General features: G+C 61.7%; 25 protein-coding genes. All 25 read left to right on the forward strand.

Annotated features, from left to right (window positions below; translation table 11 throughout):
• The first annotated feature begins 109 nt into the window (after positions 1-109).
• The 25 genes from RBJ75_RS03060 (at position 110) to rpmD (ending at position 15,373) form a co-directional block, all read left to right on the forward strand.
• Entirely contained in the window at positions 110-1,249 is a 1,140-nt protein-coding gene (locus RBJ75_RS03060; protein ID WP_044413376.1) for a GNAT family N-acetyltransferase, read from the forward strand.
• A gap of 700 nt (positions 1,250-1,949) precedes the next feature.
• Positions 1,950-2,321, forward strand: a complete 372-nt coding sequence (rpsL, locus tag RBJ75_RS03065; RefSeq protein WP_011441182.1) for a 30S ribosomal protein S12 — start codon at positions 1,950-1,952, stop codon at positions 2,319-2,321.
• A 13-nt stretch (positions 2,322-2,334) separates the two neighbouring features.
• Positions 2,335-2,805, forward strand: a complete 471-nt coding sequence (gene rpsG / locus RBJ75_RS03070; RefSeq protein WP_044413373.1) for a 30S ribosomal protein S7 — start codon at positions 2,335-2,337, stop codon at positions 2,803-2,805.
• 30 nt (positions 2,806-2,835) lie between these two features.
• Positions 2,836-4,908 (forward strand): elongation factor G, encoded by a 2,073-nt coding sequence (fusA, locus tag RBJ75_RS03075; RefSeq protein WP_044413371.1) that lies wholly within the window; start codon positions 2,836-2,838, stop codon positions 4,906-4,908.
• Between the two features lie 40 nt (positions 4,909-4,948).
• Positions 4,949-6,139 carry an elongation factor Tu gene (gene tuf / locus RBJ75_RS03080; RefSeq protein ID WP_317528646.1) on the forward strand — a complete coding sequence of 397 codons (1,191 nt, stop codon included), beginning with the start codon at positions 4,949-4,951 and terminating at the stop codon, positions 6,137-6,139.
• 79 nt (positions 6,140-6,218) lie between these two features.
• Positions 6,219-6,527 carry a 30S ribosomal protein S10 gene (gene rpsJ, locus RBJ75_RS03085; protein ID WP_013166261.1) on the forward strand — a complete coding sequence of 103 codons (309 nt, stop codon included), beginning with the start codon at positions 6,219-6,221 and terminating at the stop codon, positions 6,525-6,527.
• 52 nt (positions 6,528-6,579) lie between these two features.
• Positions 6,580-7,329 (forward strand): 50S ribosomal protein L3, encoded by a 750-nt coding sequence (rplC, locus tag RBJ75_RS03090; protein WP_044411712.1) that lies wholly within the window; start codon positions 6,580-6,582, stop codon positions 7,327-7,329.
• 1 nt (position 7,330) lies between these two features.
• Positions 7,331-7,951, forward strand: coding sequence for a 50S ribosomal protein L4 (gene rplD, locus RBJ75_RS03095; RefSeq protein WP_044411709.1), 621 nt, complete (start codon positions 7,331-7,333; stop codon positions 7,949-7,951).
• Complete coding sequence (locus tag RBJ75_RS03100) at positions 7,948-8,247, forward strand: 50S ribosomal protein L23 (RefSeq protein WP_044411706.1); 300 nt, start codon at positions 7,948-7,950, stop codon at positions 8,245-8,247. The genes rplD and RBJ75_RS03100 overlap by 4 nt, the downstream gene beginning before the upstream one ends.
• A gap of 13 nt (positions 8,248-8,260) precedes the next feature.
• Positions 8,261-9,097: a 50S ribosomal protein L2 gene (gene rplB / locus RBJ75_RS03105; protein ID WP_044411702.1), complete on the forward strand. Its 837-nt coding sequence runs from the start codon at positions 8,261-8,263 to the stop codon at positions 9,095-9,097.
• A 12-nt stretch (positions 9,098-9,109) separates the two neighbouring features.
• Positions 9,110-9,388, forward strand: coding sequence for a 30S ribosomal protein S19 (gene rpsS, locus RBJ75_RS03110; RefSeq protein ID WP_044411699.1), 279 nt, complete (start codon positions 9,110-9,112; stop codon positions 9,386-9,388).
• Between the two features lie 10 nt (positions 9,389-9,398).
• Positions 9,399-9,785, forward strand: coding sequence for a 50S ribosomal protein L22 (rplV, locus tag RBJ75_RS03115; RefSeq protein WP_044411696.1), 387 nt, complete (start codon positions 9,399-9,401; stop codon positions 9,783-9,785).
• A gap of 23 nt (positions 9,786-9,808) precedes the next feature.
• Positions 9,809-10,507: a 30S ribosomal protein S3 gene (gene rpsC, locus RBJ75_RS03120; protein ID WP_044411693.1), complete on the forward strand. Its 699-nt coding sequence runs from the start codon at positions 9,809-9,811 to the stop codon at positions 10,505-10,507.
• A gap of 80 nt (positions 10,508-10,587) precedes the next feature.
• Positions 10,588-11,001 (forward strand): 50S ribosomal protein L16, encoded by a 414-nt coding sequence (gene rplP / locus RBJ75_RS03125; protein ID WP_044411690.1) that lies wholly within the window; start codon positions 10,588-10,590, stop codon positions 10,999-11,001.
• A gap of 10 nt (positions 11,002-11,011) precedes the next feature.
• Positions 11,012-11,221, forward strand: a complete 210-nt coding sequence (rpmC, locus tag RBJ75_RS03130; RefSeq protein WP_044411722.1) for a 50S ribosomal protein L29 — start codon at positions 11,012-11,014, stop codon at positions 11,219-11,221.
• Between the two features lie 10 nt (positions 11,222-11,231).
• Positions 11,232-11,480: a 30S ribosomal protein S17 gene (gene rpsQ / locus RBJ75_RS03135; RefSeq protein WP_044411687.1), complete on the forward strand. Its 249-nt coding sequence runs from the start codon at positions 11,232-11,234 to the stop codon at positions 11,478-11,480.
• 62 nt (positions 11,481-11,542) lie between these two features.
• On the forward strand, positions 11,543-11,911 hold the full coding sequence (gene rplN, locus RBJ75_RS03140; RefSeq protein WP_011158785.1) for a 50S ribosomal protein L14: 369 nt from the start codon (positions 11,543-11,545) through the stop codon (positions 11,909-11,911).
• A complete protein-coding gene (rplX, locus tag RBJ75_RS03145; protein ID WP_044411669.1) occupies positions 11,911-12,225 on the forward strand; it encodes a 50S ribosomal protein L24 in 315 nt (104 codons plus the stop codon). Before rplN ends, rplX begins: the two co-directional genes overlap by 1 nt.
• Positions 12,218-12,775 carry a 50S ribosomal protein L5 gene (gene rplE / locus RBJ75_RS03150; RefSeq protein ID WP_044411667.1) on the forward strand — a complete coding sequence of 186 codons (558 nt, stop codon included), beginning with the start codon at positions 12,218-12,220 and terminating at the stop codon, positions 12,773-12,775. Before rplX ends, rplE begins: the two co-directional genes overlap by 8 nt.
• Before the next feature lie 59 nt (positions 12,776-12,834).
• On the forward strand, positions 12,835-13,140 hold the full coding sequence (gene rpsN / locus RBJ75_RS03155) for a 30S ribosomal protein S14 (protein ID WP_044411665.1): 306 nt from the start codon (positions 12,835-12,837) through the stop codon (positions 13,138-13,140).
• 10 nt (positions 13,141-13,150) lie between these two features.
• Positions 13,151-13,549 carry a 30S ribosomal protein S8 gene (gene rpsH, locus RBJ75_RS03160; RefSeq protein ID WP_044411664.1) on the forward strand — a complete coding sequence of 133 codons (399 nt, stop codon included), beginning with the start codon at positions 13,151-13,153 and terminating at the stop codon, positions 13,547-13,549.
• A gap of 13 nt (positions 13,550-13,562) precedes the next feature.
• Entirely contained in the window at positions 13,563-14,096 is a 534-nt protein-coding gene (gene rplF / locus RBJ75_RS03165) for a 50S ribosomal protein L6 (RefSeq protein WP_044411663.1), read from the forward strand.
• Positions 14,097-14,107: 11 nt separating this feature from the next.
• Positions 14,108-14,470, forward strand: coding sequence for a 50S ribosomal protein L18 (gene rplR / locus RBJ75_RS03170; protein ID WP_044411661.1), 363 nt, complete (start codon positions 14,108-14,110; stop codon positions 14,468-14,470).
• Positions 14,471-14,547: 77 nt separating this feature from the next.
• Positions 14,548-15,120, forward strand: a complete 573-nt coding sequence (gene rpsE, locus RBJ75_RS03175; protein WP_044411658.1) for a 30S ribosomal protein S5 — start codon at positions 14,548-14,550, stop codon at positions 15,118-15,120.
• A 58-nt stretch (positions 15,121-15,178) separates the two neighbouring features.
• Positions 15,179-15,373 (forward strand): 50S ribosomal protein L30, encoded by a 195-nt coding sequence (gene rpmD / locus RBJ75_RS03180; RefSeq protein WP_044411655.1) that lies wholly within the window; start codon positions 15,179-15,181, stop codon positions 15,371-15,373.
• Position 15,374 lies beyond the last annotated feature (1 nt).

Here is a 15,374-nt window from a genome sequence, read left to right on the forward strand (position 1 = left end):
AACCGGATCGCAATTTCGCCGGTCCAAGCTGTTCCGGCGCAGCCCAAGGATGCAGTCAAGGATGCAGTCAAGGATGCAGCCAGGGATGCGGTCAAGGATCCGACACGCGATGATTTCGGTCAGCATTTGTTCACCAGATTTCGACCTTGGCGCCAATTGGGACGATCTGGTCGGGCGCGCTTCGCCCAACGCCTTCATGAACCCGGCGGCGCTGAAGGCTGCGCACGACACCGGATTCGCCCGGATCCACCTGTTATTGGCCTGGGACGATGGCGTCACCCCCCGGCGACTGGCCGGATTGTGGGCCCTGCAGGCCCGCAGGCCATTCGCATTGTGGCCGATGCTGCTCGAGGCGCTGCCGCACGCTTACGCATTCCTGTCCAGCCCGGTGCTCGACCCGGCCTATGCCGACCGGGTGATGCCGGCATTTCTGGCGGCGATCGCAGCCGATCCGGCGCTGCCGAATGTGGTCAGCCTGCGCTCGTTCAATGCTGAATCCCCTGCCTGCGCAGCCTTGCACAAGCTATTGACCGAAAACGGCAACCCGAATCTGACGCTGGATCAACAGGCGCGCCCAATCGTCACCAGGGAGGCCGGCGTCAAGCGCTCCGGTTCCACCCGCAAGAAGCTGCGTCAGGACTGGAATCGGCTGGCCGCGCTGGGATCGGTCGAACTCGTCAATGACCGCACCCAAGCCGGGGTTTCTCAGGCGCTGGAGAGCTTTCTCGCCCTCGAGGCGGCGAGCTGGAAGGGCGCGCGCGGCACTGCGATCCTGTGCGACCGTCACGACACCGCCTTCGTCCGGCGGCTGGTCGGCGAGCTGGCGGCGCGCGGCGACGCCAGCGTGGCGCTGCTGTGCGTCGATGGCCGCGCCATTGCCGCCCAGGTGCTGATGTATTGCGGCACCGCGGCCTATACCTGGAAGATCGGCTTCGACGCCGAATTCGCCAAATATTCCCCCGGCGCGCTGCTGGTCGACAAGCTCACCGAGGAGCTGTTTGCTGGCCCGGACATCATGGCGATCGATTCCTGCTCGGTGCAAGCCAGCTTCATGGCCCAGCTCTGGACCGGACGGCGGCAGATGGTCGACCTGTTGATCGCCGCCGGGCCGGACCAGACGATCTGCTTTGCGCTCGAGGCGGGGCGTCAACGCGGATATTATTGGTTGCGTGGCCTGCGCAATCGTTTGCGGGCTTGGCGCAACAAGACCCAGCCGGTCAGGGCCGCCGCGGCGTCGCCCGCATCCTGAGTCGGCCCAAGATATTGCCCGGGTAATATTAAGGGCGCTGGCGGGCACCGGATCGCCGGGCGATTCGCCAATATTCAGCACGGCTTGGGCTGATTTCCTGATTCGTTAGGGAAGGGTGCGCTCGATTCGGGCTCTGGGCGGTTTTCGTCGCCAAATCCCGCGCTCCGGGCCACAAACGACCGTCGCAGAACCGGCCGCACCGCAGCAAATTACACGCGGATTGCAACGTTTGCGCGACAATTTGCGGTCAATTCAAGAAGTGCTTCTGCCACGGCGGTTTTGCTTGACTTGGCTAGGCCCCGCCGATAAAACGCGCCTACTTCAAGACAGGCGGTGAGCTTCGCCAGTGTCGGAACGGATCACCCAGTAACTCCTTCGGGACGAATGGGCACCAACCTCGACCTAAGTCGCTCAGACGCTGTCTAAATAAGCCAGGCAATGCCAGGACGTTACTCGTTCTCTTGAGTATGTCTCTCGAGAACGGTTTTGGATGCATGACCTCGGTCGGGGCAGGCCAGCGCAAGCTGGGCGGTCTAAACTGCGGTCCTCTGTGGCGTGCAAGCGCTTTCCGCTCAGTGATGAGTGGTTGGCGCGATTTCGCTTTGCGTGGATGAGCGCGAGTGACCGATGGGGCGGGTGGCTCCGAACGAATTTTGCGAAGCCGGTTTAAGGTTTCGCGCGAACAAGGGTGAAGGCGAAGATGCCGACGATCAACCAGCTGATCGCACGTCCGCGCGTCGTACAGAAGTCGCGCAAGAAGGTTCCGGCGCTGCAGCAGTCGCCGCAGAAGCGCGGTGTCTGTACGCGCGTCTACACCACGACCCCGAAGAAGCCGAACTCGGCGCTTCGTAAGGTCGCAAAGGTTCGTCTGACCAATGGCTTCGAGGTCATTGGCTACATTCCGGGTGAAGGCCATAACTTGCAAGAGCACTCCGTGGTCATGATCCGCGGCGGCCGCGTCAAGGATTTGCCGGGCGTGCGTTACCATATTCTCCGCGGCGTACTGGATACCCAGGGCGTCAAGAACCGTAAGCAGCGTCGTTCCAAGTACGGCGCGAAGCGTCCGAAGTAATCGGAGATCATCGATGTCTCGTCGCCATTCTGCTGAAAAGCGTGAAGTTAACCCGGATCCGAAGTTCGGGAACATCATCATCACCAAGTTCATGAACTCGGTGATGTACGACGGCAAAAAGTCCGCCGCCGAAAGCATCGTCTATGGCGCACTCGAAATCATCGAGGCCAAGACCAAGCAGGGACCGTTGCCGGTGTTCGAGCAGGCTCTGGAAAACGTGATGCCGACCATCGAGGTGCGTTCGCGCCGCGTTGGTGGTGCCACCTACCAGGTGCCGGTCGAAGTCCGCAGCGTTCGGCGCCAGGCGCTGGGCATTCGCTGGCTGATCACGGCGGCGCGTGGCCGCAACGAGAAGACCATGACGGAGCGGCTCTCAGCCGAGTTGCTCGATGCGTCGAATGGCCGTGGCAATGCCGTGAAGAAGCGCGAAGACGTGCATCGGATGGCGGAAGCCAACCGCGCCTTCTCGCACTATCGCTGGTAACGGCGAAACAACGGATTTAAGGACGAGCCCATGCCCCGCGTACATGCCATCGAGGATTACCGAAATTTCGGTATCATGGCGCATATCGATGCCGGCAAGACCACGACCACCGAGCGCATCCTGTACTACACCGGCAAGAGCCACAAAATCGGCGAAGTGCACGAAGGTGCCGCGACGATGGACTGGATGGCGCAGGAGCAGGAGCGCGGCATCACGATCACGTCCGCAGCAACCACTGCGTTCTGGAGCGGCAAGCGCCTGAACATCATCGACACTCCCGGCCACGTCGACTTCACCATCGAAGTCGAGCGTTCGCTGCGCGTGCTCGACGGCGCGGTTGTGGTGCTCGACGGCAATCAGGGCGTTGAGCCGCAGACCGAGACCGTCTGGCGTCAGGGCGACAAATATCGCGTTCCGCGCATCGTCTTCGCCAACAAGATGGATAAGACCGGCGCCGACTTCTACAAGTGCCTGCAGGACATCATCGACCGTCTCGGCGCCAAGCCGATTGCGATCCAGCTGCCGATCGGCGAGGAGAGCAATTTCAAGGGCCTGGTCGATCTGGTTCGCATGAAGGGTGTCATCTGGGAAGACGAAGCCCTGGGTGCAAACTTCAAGGACATCGATATCCCCGCGGACATGGTCGAAAAGGCCAAGGAATATCGCGAGAAGATGGTTGAAGCCGCCGTCGAGCTCGACGACGACGTTCTGGCCAAGTTCCTTGATGGTGTTGAGCCCGATGAGGCCACCCTCAAGCGCTTGATCCGCAAGGCCGTGCTGACCAGTGCCTTCTATCCCGTGCTGTGCGGTTCTGCCTTCAAGAACAAGGGCGTGCAGCCCTTGCTTGACGCGGTGGTTGATTATCTGCCGTCGCCGGTCGACGTGCCCGCCATCATGGGTGTGGACGAGGACGGCAACGAAGTTACGCGCCTGCCGAATGATAGCGAGCCGCTCGCGCTGCTGGCCTTCAAGATCATGGACGATCCGTTCGTCGGCACCATCACGTTCTGCCGCATCTATTCCGGCACGCTGATTTCCGGCAGCGGCGTCGTCAATTCGACGCGCGACCGCAAGGAGCGTATCGGCCGCATGCTGCTGATGCATGCGAACAACCGCGAAGACATCAAGGAAGCCTATGCGGGCGACATCGTCGCGCTGGCTGGCCTCAAGGAAGCCCGCACCGGCGACACGCTGTGCGATGCCTCCAAGCAGGTTATCCTCGAGAAGATGGAATTCCCCGAGCCGGTGATCGAGATCGCGATCGAGCCGAAGACCAAGGCCGACCAGGAAAAGCTGGGCGTCGCTCTGGCCAAGCTCGCTGCGGAGGATCCGTCCTTCCGCGTGTCGACCGATCTGGAATCCGGCCAGACCATTCTGAAGGGGATGGGCGAGCTCCATCTCGACATCAAGGTCGACATTCTTCGTCGGACCTACAAGGTCGATGCCAATATCGGCGCGCCGCAGGTGGCGTTTCGTGAGCGCGTCACCAAGAAGGCCGAAGTCGATTATACCCACAAGAAGCAGACCGGTGGTACCGGCCAGTTCGCGCGGGTCAAGTTCATCGTCGAGCCGAACGAGCCGGGCAAGGGATTTGAGTTCGAATCCAAGGTTGTCGGCGGCGCGGTGCCGAAGGAATACATCCCCGGCGTCGAAAAGGGTCTCGCCAGTGTGCTGACCTCGGGCGTGGTCGCCGGCTTCCCGGTGGTTGACGTCAAGGTGACGCTGATCGACGGCGCCTATCACGACGTCGACTCCTCGGCACTGGCTTTCGAAATTGCATCGCGCGCGGCGTTCCGCGAAGCGCTGCAAAAGGGCAAGTCGGTTCTGCTCGAGCCGATCATGAAGGTCGAATGCGTCACTCCGGAAGACTACACCGGTTCGGTGATCGGCGATCTGAATTCGCGGCGCGGCCAGATCCAGGGCCAGGACATGCGCGGCAACGCCAACGTTATCAACGCGATGGTGCCGCTCATGAATATGTTCGGTTACGTGAACAACCTGCGCTCGATGAGCCAGGGCCGCGCGACCTTTACGATGCAGTTCGATCACTACGCGGAAGCGCCGGCCAATGTGTCGGCGGAAGTCCAGAAAAAGTTTGCCTGATTGACGCTGACGATAGTCGGCGACTGAACGGAGAAGTGTCATGGCCAAAGCAAAGTTTGAACGAAACAAGCCGCATTGCAACATCGGGACGATTGGTCACGTTGACCACGGCAAGACGTCGCTGACGGCGGCGATCACCAAGGTGTTGGCGGAAACGGGCGGTGCGACGTTCACGGCCTATGACCAGATCGACAAGGCGCCCGAGGAAAAAGCGCGCGGCATCACGATCTCGACGGCTCATGTCGAATACGAGACCGCGAACCGGCATTACGCCCACGTCGATTGCCCCGGCCACGCCGATTATGTGAAGAACATGATCACCGGTGCGGCGCAGATGGATGGCGGCATTCTTGTCGTGTCCGCCGCCGACGGCCCGATGCCGCAGACCCGCGAGCACATCCTGCTGGCGCGCCAGGTCGGCGTGCCGGCGCTGGTCGTGTTCCTCAACAAGTGCGACATGGTCGACGATCCGGAACTGCTCGAACTGGTCGAGATGGAAGTGCGTGAGCTTCTGTCGAAGTACGACTTCCCGGGCGATGACATTCCGATCATCAAGGGCTCGGCGCTGGCCGCGCTCGAGAACAAGGATCCGAAGCTCGGTCACGACGCCATCCTCGAACTGATGAAGGCGGTCGACTCCTACATTCCGCAGCCGGAACGTCCGATCGATCAGCCGTTCCTGATGCCGGTCGAAGACGTGTTCTCGATCTCTGGTCGTGGCACCGTGGTCACCGGCCGCGTCGAGCGCGGCATCATCAAGGTCGGCGAGGAAATCGAAATCGTCGGCCTGCGTGACACGGTGAAGACCATCGTCACTGGCGTCGAAATGTTCCGCAAGCTGTTGGATCAGGGCCAGGCCGGCGACAATATCGGCGCGCTGCTGCGCGGCACCAAGCGCGAGGAAGTCGAGCGCGGTCAGGTGTTGTGCAAGCCCGGTTCGGTCAAGCCGCACACCAAGTTCAAGGCCGAGGCCTATATCCTGACCAAGGAAGAGGGCGGTCGTCACACCCCGTTCTTCACCAACTATCGGCCGCAGTTCTACTTCCGCACCACCGACGTCACCGGCGTCGTGCATCTGCCGGAAGGCACCGAGATGGTGATGCCGGGCGATAACATCGCCATGGAAGTGCACCTGATCGTGCCGATCGCGATGGAAGAAAAGCTGCGCTTCGCGATCCGCGAAGGTGGCCGTACCGTCGGCGCCGGCGTCGTGGCCAGCATCATCGAGTAAGCAGAGCGAGCAGCAGGTGGCGAATGATCCGATCATTCGCCACTCGCCATCTCACCGACGACAAAGAAAGACAGCGGCAATGAACGGCCAGAATATTCGCATTCGCCTCAAGGCGTTCGATCATCGGATCCTCGATGCGTCGACGCGTGAGATCGTCAGCACGGCGAAGCGTACCGGGGCTCAGGTGCGCGGACCGATCCCGCTGCCGACCCGGATCGAGAAATTCACCGTCAACCGTTCGCCTCACGTCGACAAGAAGAGCCGCGAGCAGTTTGAGATGCGCACTCACAAGCGTCTTCTCGATATCGTCGATCCGACACCGCAGACAGTCGATGCTTTGATGAAGCTCGATCTGGCCGCCGGCGTCGACGTCGAAATCAAGCTCTGAGATTTTAGGACCCGTCCGAGTTTAACGGACAGAAAGAACAGGAAGCACGCCGATGCGCTCCGGAGTGATCGCACAAAAGGTCGGGATGACGCGGGTCTTTACAGAGACCGGCGAACATATCCCCGTGACCGTGCTCAAGCTGGGCAATTGCCAGGTGTTAGGCCACCGGACCAGCGAGAAAAACGGATACGTCGCACTGCAGCTCGGTTCGGGCGTGCGCAAGACCGTTTATTTGCCGAAGGCTGAACGCGGCCAGTTCGCAGTCGCCAAGGTTGAACCCAAGCGCAAGGTCGCCGAGTTCCGCGTGTCTGAAGACGCGCTGATCCCGGTCGGCGCCGAGATCCAGGCGGACCATTTCGTGGTCGGTCAGTTTGTCGACGTCACCGGCACCTCGGTCGGCAAGGGCTTTGCGGGTGGTATCAAGCGCTGGAACTTCGGTGGCCTTCGCGCCACCCACGGCGTCTCGGTATCGCATCGTTCGATCGGTTCGACCGGTGGCCGTCAGGACCCGGGCAAGACCTTCAAGAACAAGAAGATGCCCGGTCACATGGGCGTCGATCGCATCACCACGCTGAACCTTCGGGTTGTGCAGCTGGATGTCGAGCGCGGTTTGATCCTGGTCGAGGGCGCCGTTCCCGGCTCCAAGGGCGGCTGGATCGCGGTGCGCGACGCGGTGAAAAAGGCGTTGCCGAAGGAAGCTCCGCAGCCCGGCAAGTTCCGGCTGGTGGATGGCGGCGGCGAAGCGGCCAGTGGTTCGGAAACCACTGCCGAGGCGCCTGCCACCGAGCAGGAGGGCGTGTGAGATGGAATTGAAAATCACTACGCTTGAAGGCAAGGAAGCCGGTTCGGTCCAGCTGTCGGACGAGATCTTCGGTCTCGACCCGCGCAAGGACATCATCCAGCGCTGCGTCAATTGGCAGCTCGCCAAGCGTCAGGCCGGCACCCACAAGACCAAGGGGCGCGCCGAGATCTGGCGCACCGGCAAGAAGATGTACAAGCAGAAGGGCACCGGCGGCGCCCGTCACGGTTCGCAGCGCGTGCCGCAGTTCCGCGGTGGTGGCCGTGCATTCGGTCCGGTCGTGCGCTCGCATGCGTTCGATCTGCCGAAGAAGGTTCGGGCCCTGGCGCTGCGCCATGCACTGTCGGCCAAGGCCAAGGACGGCGGCTTGATCGTGATCGATTCCGCGACGCTGGAATCGGCCAAGACCAAGGCTCTGATCGGGCACTTCTCGGGTCTCGGCCTGACCAATGCGCTGATCGTCGACGGCGCGGAGCTGCATAACGGTTTCGCCGTCGCGGCCCGCAACATTCCGAACATCGACGTGCTGCCGATCCAGGGCATCAACGTCTACGACATTCTGCGTCGCCAGAAGTTGGTGTTGACCAAGGCGGCTGTCGATGCGTTGGAGGCGCGCTTCAAATGAAAAACATCGACCCGCGCCACTACGACATCATCGTCTCGCCGGTGGTGACAGAAAAGGCCACGATGGCCTCGGAGCACAACAAGGTCGTGTTCCGGGTGGCCAGCAAGGCGACCAAGCCGCAGATCAAGGAAGCGGTCGAGAAATTGTTCGACGTCAAGGTGAAGAGCGTGAACACGCTGGTGCGGAAGGGCAAGTCCAAGGTCTTCCGCGGCCGGTTCGGTTCGCAGTCGGACGTCAAGCGTGCGATCGTGACCCTCGAAGAGGGCCACCGCATCGACGTGACCACCGGGCTATAAGGCGGATACGACGATGGCATTGAAAAAATATAATCCCACGACGCCAGGCCAGCGCCAGCTGGTGTTGGTCGATCGCTCGGCGCTCTATAAGGGCAAGCCGCTCAAGTCGCTGACCGAGGGCAAGCATTCCGCGGGCGGTCGCAACAACACCGGTCGCATCGTGGTGCGGTTTCGCGGCGGTGGTCACAAACAGACCTACCGTGTCGTCGATTTCAAGCGCACCAAGGTCGACATGCCGGCCACGGTCGAGCGGCTGGAATACGATCCGAACCGAACCGCCTTCATCGCGTTGGTGAAGTACACCGACGGCACCCAGTCCTATATCCTGGCGCCGCAGCGGCTCGCGGTTGGCGACCAGGTGATCGCCGGCAACTATGTCGACGTGAAGCCCGGCAATGTGATGCCGCTCGGCAACATGCCGATCGGCACCATCATCCACAATGTGGAATTGAAGATCGGGAAGGGCGGCCAGATCGCCCGTTCGGCCGGGACCTACGCCCAGCTGGTCGGTCGCGACCATGATTACGTCATCGTCCGGCTCAATTCGGGCGAGCAGCGCCTGGTTCACGGCCGCTGCACGGCGACGATCGGTGCGGTGTCGAACCCGGACCATATGAACATTTCGATCGGCAAGGCCGGTCGTAATCGCTGGCTCGGTCACAAGCCGCATAACCGCGGCGTGTCGATGAACCCGGTCGACCATCCGCACGGCGGCGGCGAAGGCCGTTCTTCGGGCGGACGGCATCCGGTGACGCCTTGGGGCAAGCCGACCAAGGGCAAGAAGACACGTTCGAACAAGTCGACCAACAAATTCATTCTCATCAGCCGCCACAAGCGGAAGAAGAAGTAAGGAACGCCGGACATGGTTCGCTCAGTCTGGAAAGGCCCTTTCGTCGAAGGCTCCCTGCTCAAGAAGGCAGATGTCGCGCGCGCCTCGGGTCGTCATGACGTCATCAAGATCTGGAGCCGTCGCTCGACCATCCTGCCGCAATTCGTCGGTCTGGTGTTCGGGGTATACAACGGTCAGAAACACGTGCCGGTGTCGGTCAACGAGGAAATGGTGGGTCACAAGTTCGGCGAGTTCTCGCCGACCCGGACCTTCCACGGCCATTCGGGCGACAAGAAAGCCAAGAAGGGTTGAGGACTAAGCTATGAGCAAACCAAAGCGCGAACGCAGCCTCCCCGATAATGAGGCAAAGGCGATTGCAAAGATGCTGCGGGTCAGCCCGCAGAAGCTTAATCTCGTCGCTCAGCTGATTCGCGGCAGGAAGGCTGCTGCCGCGCTCGCGGATCTGCAGTTTTCGCGCAAGCGGATCGCGGTCGACGTGAAGAAGTGTCTGGAGTCCGCGATCGCCAACGCGGAGAACAACCACGATCTCGACGTCGACGCCTTGATCGTGTCCGAGGCCCATGTCGGCAAGGGCATCGTGATGAAGCGTTTCTCCCCGCGCGGCCGTGGCCGTTCGGGACGTATTCTTAAACCATTCGCGCAGCTGACGATTGTCGTTCGTCAGGTCGAAGCCGAAGCAAGCGCTTAAAGCCAGGGCGCGGGAGACTTTCGATGGGTCAGAAGATCAATCCAATCGGGCTGCGTCTGGGCATTAACCGGACCTGGGATTCCCGTTGGTATGCCGGGAAGAACGAGTACGGCAAGCTGCTGCACGAGGACGTCAAGATCCGCGAAGTCCTGCACAAGGAATTGAAGCAGGCCGCCGTGGCTCGGATCGTGATCGAGCGCCCGCACAAGAAGTGCCGCGTGACGATCCACTCCGCGCGTCCCGGCGTCGTGATCGGCAAGAAGGGCGCCGACATCGATCGGCTGCGCAAGAAGGTCGCCGACATCACCGCGTCGGACGTCGTCATCAACATCGTCGAAATCCGCAAGCCGGAGCTCGACGCCACGTTGGTCGCCGAATCGATCGCCCAGCAGCTCGAGCGCCGCGTCGCGTTCCGCCGCGCCATGAAGCGCGCCGTGCAGTCGGCGATGCGTCTGGGTGCCGAGGGCATTCGTATCAATTGTTCGGGCCGTCTCGGCGGCGCCGAAATCGCGCGGATGGAGTGGTATCGCGAAGGTCGCGTGCCGTTGCATACGCTGCGCGCCGACATCGACTATGGTGTCGCCACCGCATTCACCACGTTCGGCACCTGCGGCGTCAAGGTCTGGATCTTCAAGGGCGAAATCCTCGAACACGATCCGATGGCCCAAGACAAGCGCCAGGCCGAGGGTGACAATTCCCGGCCGCGTCGCGACGCCGCTTGATCGACAGCATGATCCCGAAAAGTGGGCACCGGTTTTCGGGCCAGATCATGCGCAAGACAGAAGGTTTGAGGGCGTAAGCCATGATGCAACCAAAGAAGACCAAGTTCCGCAAGGCGCATAAGGGCCGTATCCACGGCGTTGCGACCTCGGGCGCGACCTTGTCGTTCGGCCAGTTCGGGCTGAAGGCGATGGCGCCGGAGCGTATCACCGCCCGTCAGATCGAAGCCGCCCGTCGCGCGCTGACCCGTCACATGAAGCGCGCCGGCCGGGTCTGGATCCGGATCTTCCCGGACGTGCCGGTGTCGAAGAAGCCCGCCGAAGTTCGAATGGGCTCCGGCAAGGGCACCCCGGAATTGTGGGTTGCCCGCGTCAAGCCTGGCCGGGTGATCTTCGAGATCGACGGCGTCACCCCGCAAGTCGCCAAGGAAGCGTTCACGCTGGCTGCCGCCAAACTGCCGATCAAGACGCGTTTCGTCACGCGTATCGCGGAATAGGATGACGATCATGGCCGATTTGAAAACCGCCGATATCCGCGCGATGAGCCCCGATCAGATGGACGACGCCGTCCTCAATCTGAAGAAGGAGCGCTTCAACCTGCGGTTCCAGCGCGCCACCGGGCAGCTCGAGAACACCTCGCGTCTGCGCGAAGCCCGCCGCGACATCGCCCGCATCAAGACCGTCGCCGCGCAGAAGCGCGACGCGAAGACGAAGTAAGGGACCCGACATGCCGAAACGTACGCTGCAAGGCTTGGTCGTGAGTGACAAGCAAGCCAAGACTGTCGTGGTGCGGGTTGACCGCCGCTTCACCCATCCGATCTACAAGAAGACCATTCGACGCTCCAAGAACTACCATGCCCACGACGAGAACAACGAGTTCAAGCCGGGGGACATCGTGTGGATCGAGGAGAGCAAGCCGATCTCGAGGTTGAAGCGCTGGACCGTGGTCCGGGGCGAACAGAAGAAGACCGCCTAAAGCGCGACTTGCGCACCAGTTAAGCGCGACTTTGCGCATCAGAAAGAGGACGAGGTGCATCAATGATTCAGATGCAGACCAACCTCGACGTGGCCGATAATTCAGGCGCACGCCGTGTCATGTGCATTAAGGTGATTGGGGGATCCAAGCGCCGGTATGCCACCGTTGGCGATGTCATTGTCGTGTCGATCAAGGAAGCCATCCCGCGAGGGAAGGTGAAAAAGGGCGACGTGATGAAGGCCGTGGTTGTGCGGGTCCGCAAGGACATCCGCCGGGCAGATGGCTCCGTCATCCGCTTCGACCGCAATGCCGCCGTGCTGATCAACAATCAGTCCGAGCCGATCGGCACCCGTATCTTCGGGCCGGTGCCGCGCGAGCTGCGCGCCAAGAACCACATGAAGATCATTTCGCTCGCGCCGGAGGTGCTGTGATGGCTGCCAAGATCCGGAAGGGTGACAAGGTTATCGTGCTGAACGGCCGCGACAAGGGTCGCACCGGCGAAGTCTTCGAGGTGCGTCCCACCGACGAGAAGGCGCTGGTCCGTGGGATCAACATGGTGAAACGTCACCAGAAGCAGACCCAGGCTCAGGAAGGCGGCATCATCGCCAAAGAGGCGCCGATCCACCTGTCCAACATCGCGATCGTCGGCAAAGACGGCAAGCCGACGCGCGTCGGTTTCAAGATTCTGGCTGACGGCAAGAAAGTCCGCATCGCCAAGAGCTCGGGAGCAGAGATCGATGGCTGAGACCGCTTACGTTCCGCGCCTGCGCGAACAATTCGACCGGGAAATTCGCGGCAAGCTGACCGAACAGTTCGGCTATGCCAACGTCATGCAGGTGCCGCGGCTCGACAAGGTCGTGCTGAACATGGGTATCGGCGAGGCCGTCAATGACCGCAAGAAGGCCGATACGGCAGCCGCCGATCTCAGCCTGATCGCTGGTCAGAAGGCGATCATCACGTTCTCGCGGGCCGCGATCGCGACCTTCAAGCTGCGTGAAAATCAGCCGATCGGCGCCAAGGTGACGCTGCGGAAGGCCAAGATGTACGAGTTCATCGACCGCCTGATCAACGTCGCGCTGCCGCGCGTGCGGGATTTCCGTGGCCTGAACGCGAAGAGCTTCGACGGCCGCGGCAATTACTCGCTCGGCATCAAGGAGCATATCATTTTCCCCGAAATCGATTTCGACAAGATGGGGGAAACTTGGGGCATGGACATCACGGTGTGCACCACCGCGACGACCGACGACGAGGCCCGCGCCCTGTTGACCGCATTCAATTTCCCGTTCCGGCAGTGAGAAGCTGACTAGCCTTTGAGCTGATCTGCCTCTCAAACGCGGAAACCCAGGAGCCAAGCATGGCAAAGAAGAGTTCGATCGAGAAGAACAACCGTCGGAAGACAATGACCAAGAACGCAGCGCCCAAGCGCGCGCGTTTGAAGGCCATCATCTCCGACAAGACGCTGCCGATGGAAGAGCGGTTCGCGGCGACGCTGAAGCTCGCCGAGATGCCGCGCAATTCGTCGGCGACGCGGATTCGCAACCGTTGCGAGATCACCGGACGGGCCCGCTCGGTCTACCGGCTCAACAAGCTCAGCCGTATCGCGATCCGCGATCTCGGGTCCAGAGGCCTGGTTCCGGGCCTCGTGAAGTCCAGCTGGTAAGGGGGCGGGCATGTCAACGCACGATCCGATCAGCGATCTCATCACCCGTATCCGCAACGCCCAGATGCGCGCCAAGTCCAAGGTGTCGACGCCTGGCTCGAAGATGCGCGCCAACGTTCTCGAAGTCCTCAAGAGCGAGGGCTACATCCGCGGCTACGCCAGCGTCGAGCACGCGTCCGGCCGCAGCGAGCTCGAGATCGAGCTGAAATATTTCGACGGCGAGCCCGTGATCCGCGAGATCGAACGGGTTTCCAAGCCAGGACGGCGTGTCTACGCATCGGTCAAGAACCTGCCGCGCGTGAACAACGGCCTCGGCATTTCGGTATTATCGACGCCTAAGGGAATCATGGCCGACCACGAAGCGCGAGACGCGAATGTGGGCGGTGAAGTTCTCTTCACGGTGTTCTGAGGAAGGATCGACCATGTCACGCGTTGGCAAGAAGCCCGTCCCGGTCCCGTCGGGTGTGACCGCGACCGTCGCGGGCCAGACCGTCCAGATGAAGGGGCCGAAAGGTCAGCTTCAGTTCATCGTCCACGACGATGTCGACGTGAAATACGAAGGCGGATCGGTGACGGTCGCGCCGCGGTTCGAGACCAAGCGTTCGCAGGCGCTGTACGGTACCGCGCGCGCCCAGATCGCCAATCTGCTGGTGGGTGTCACCAAGGGCTTCGAGAAGAAGCTCGACATCACCGGCGTCGGCTATCGCGCTGCGTTGCAGGGCAAGAAGCTGCAGCTGGCGCTGGGCTACAGCCACGACGTCGTCTACGACATTCCGGAAGGCATCACCATTACGGTGCCGAAGCCGACCGAGATCTTCATTTCGGGCAACGATTCGCAGCGTGTCGGTCAGGTTGCCGCGGAGATCCGCAGCTATCGGCCGCCGGAGCCCTATAAGGGCAAGGGCGTACGCTATTCCGACGAATTTATCTTCCGCAAGGAAGGCAAGAAGAAGTAACGGAGCCGGTCATGTCGAAACTCAAGATCACGAATGCCCGGCGCAAGAATCGCGTGAGGGCCTCGCTGCGCCGGATTGCCAACGGTCGTCCTCGGCTGTCGGTGTTCCGCTCGTCGAAGCACATTTACGCGCAGGTCATCGACGACCTGAAAGGCGAGACGTTGGCTTCGGCATCCTCTCTGGAGAAGTCGATGCGCGACACCGGCAATACCGGTGCCGACATCGACGCCGCCAAGGCCGTCGGCAAGCTGCTGGCCGAACGCGCGGTGAAGAACGGTGTCACCGAGGTCGTTTTCGATCGCGGCGGCTATCTTTATCACGGACGCGTCAAGGCGCTGGCCGATGCGGCCCGCGAAAGCGGTCTCAGCTTCTAAGCTTTTGGAATTGAACGGACACCAGGATAGGGGCGCACGTCTTTCAGAGACAGGCCTCGCAAGGATTGGAAAACACCATGGCAGGTGAACGCGAACGCGGTGGAGGCCACAGGGGTGGTCGGGAAGAGCGCGACAGTGAATTCGTCGACAAGCTCGTCCATATCAACCGGGTGGCAAAGGTGGTCAAGGGCGGCAAGCGCTTCGGCTTTGCCGCGCTGGTCGTGATCGGTGATCAGAAGGGCCGGGTCGGTTTCGGCCATGGCAAGGCGCGCGAAGTGCCCGAGGCGATCCGCAAGGCCACCGAATCGGCGAAGCGCAACCTGACGCGCGTCGCGCTGCGCGAGGGTCGCACCTTGCATCACGACATTGCCGGTCGTCATGGCGCGGGCAGGGTGTATCTGCGCTCGGCGCCGGCGGGTACCGGCATCATCGCCGGCGGCCCGATGCGTGCGGTGTTCGAAACGCTCGGCATCCAGGACGTGGTGGCCAAGTCGATCGGTTCGTCGAACCCCTACAACATGGTTCGCGCCACCTTCGATGCGTTGAAGCACCAGGATTCGCCGCGTTCGGTCGCGGCGCGCCGCAACATCAAGGTCTCGACCTTGCAGTCGCGCCGGGTCGGCGGCGACGCCGAGGTGGTTGCCGAATAGGCGGCGTGATCGATTGATCAGGCCGGAATAGACAAGACGCGATCTGGAGTTATCGACGATGGCAAACGCCGCAAATATGATCAAGGTCGAGCAGACCGGCAGCGCGATCCGCCGCCATCACTCGCAGCGCGAGACGCTGATCGGCCTCAAGCTAAACAAGATCGGTCGCGTCACCGAGCTGCCGGATACTCCTGCGGTTCGCGGCATGATCGCCAAGGTTCAACACCTCGTCCGCGTCGTCGACGAGAAATAAG

The organism is Rhodopseudomonas sp. BAL398 (assembly GCF_033001325.1).
In the GTDB taxonomy this organism is placed as follows: domain Bacteria; phylum Pseudomonadota; class Alphaproteobacteria; order Rhizobiales; family Xanthobacteraceae; genus JARJEH01.